The 1,283-nt window shown below is 46.1% G+C and carries 1 protein-coding gene and 1 pseudogene; both read right to left on the bottom strand.

Features of this window, described 5'->3' with window-relative positions; genetic code table 11:
* Positions 1 to 169 precede the first annotated feature (169 nt).
* A complete protein-coding gene (locus tag HMPREF2958_RS04725; protein ID WP_070697033.1) occupies positions 170 to 919 on the bottom strand; it encodes a hypothetical protein in 750 nt (249 codons plus the stop codon).
* Between the two features lie 5 nt (positions 920 to 924).
* Positions 925 to 1,283: pseudogene (locus tag HMPREF2958_RS04720) on the bottom strand (hypothetical protein); the annotation flags it as partial.

The raw sequence follows: 1,283 nt of genomic DNA, 5'->3' as shown, positions 1-1,283 counted from the left end.
ATGAAATCCATTTCCGTATACGTAATAGGATTCCTCCTTAACAGCAGTTGCGGCAGAACAGCCTCCGTAGCTTTCTTATTTGTTGACAGGCATAAAGGTATAGAAAATTAGTTGTCCGTAACTTCGCTATAAGTTATGGACAACTAAACTCAAGAAGGAACATGATCGATTATTCGGGATCGTCAAACTCGCTATGTACCAGGTGCACCTTTGAGGCAAGAGCAGGGTCATAAAACGGTGACTCAGGATAATACCGAGGGTCTTCCACATAGACTCCTGTAGAATCCTTATCATCAATCGTAAACCCATAGACGATCCCTTCTTTATCGTACAGAGGGTCCGGGGCACCATGAGGGAAATTCCTGCGCTGTTCTTCCTCAAAATCAGACCAGGGATACCGCACACCCTCACCAGCAATCATCACATTTTCCGCACCCATCAGCTCCTCAAACTGTGGAATATATGAGGTGGGAAGACCAACACCATACCCCACCACCACAGGATACTGTTCATAAATATTTCCCCGGAATTTGGAATAATGGTAAACCATATTTTCAGCTAGTTGAAGGGCATACTCCGGAGCATAAAAAGGCGAACACTCTTCCCGTACGCTAAAAAGATCCTCAAAGTTCTCATAGAATACAAAAAGTCCCTGACGCATATCATTCCAATCAGCTTCTGTAACAGCATTCATAACCCAGAAACCGTTCACCCACTGATCCGGCGCAATATTAAACCCAAGCGCTCGTAAAAGCCTACGCCCAAGTTCATGCGAGGTATCCACACCAGCACAATCCACCTCAACAATAAACCACCCCTGTTCCTGCAAACGAGGCTTCATGACCTGTTCCCAGTACCCACTCTCGTAAGTGAACACCGGAACAATGAACTCATCCTTATAGCCGCATTTATACCCCATAATGCTTATACAGAAGGGTCTGGCTCAGTAAATTCACTATGCACCAGGTGTACTTTCGAAGCAAGCTCCGGGTCATAAAACGGTGATTCAGGATAATACCGAGGATCATCAACATAAACACCCGTAGTCTGCGAACTATGGGTAGTAACACCAAAAAGCTCCCCATACTTATCGTACAGAGGGTCCGGGGCACCATGAGGGAAATTCCTGCGCTGTTCTTCCTCAAAATCAGACCAGGGATACCGCACACCCTCACCAGCAATCATCACATTTTCTGCACCCATCAGCTCCTCAAACTGCGGAATATACGAAGACGGAAGACCAACGCCATACCCCACCACCACAGGAAACTCTTCATAGATAT

This window comes from Rothia sp. HMSC036D11, assembly GCF_001814205.1.
Taxonomy (GTDB): domain Bacteria; phylum Actinomycetota; class Actinomycetes; order Actinomycetales; family Micrococcaceae; genus Rothia; species Rothia dentocariosa.
The sequence above is the reverse complement of the archived record's forward strand: the minus strand, read 5'-3'. Positions and strand labels throughout refer to the sequence as shown.

Bases quoted from the DNA above. Each gene is read 5' to 3' on its own strand.
- HMPREF2958_RS04725 (WP_070697033.1), bottom strand. From the start codon at position 919: ATGGGGTATAAATGCGGCTATAAGGATGAGTTCATTGTTCCGGTGTTC.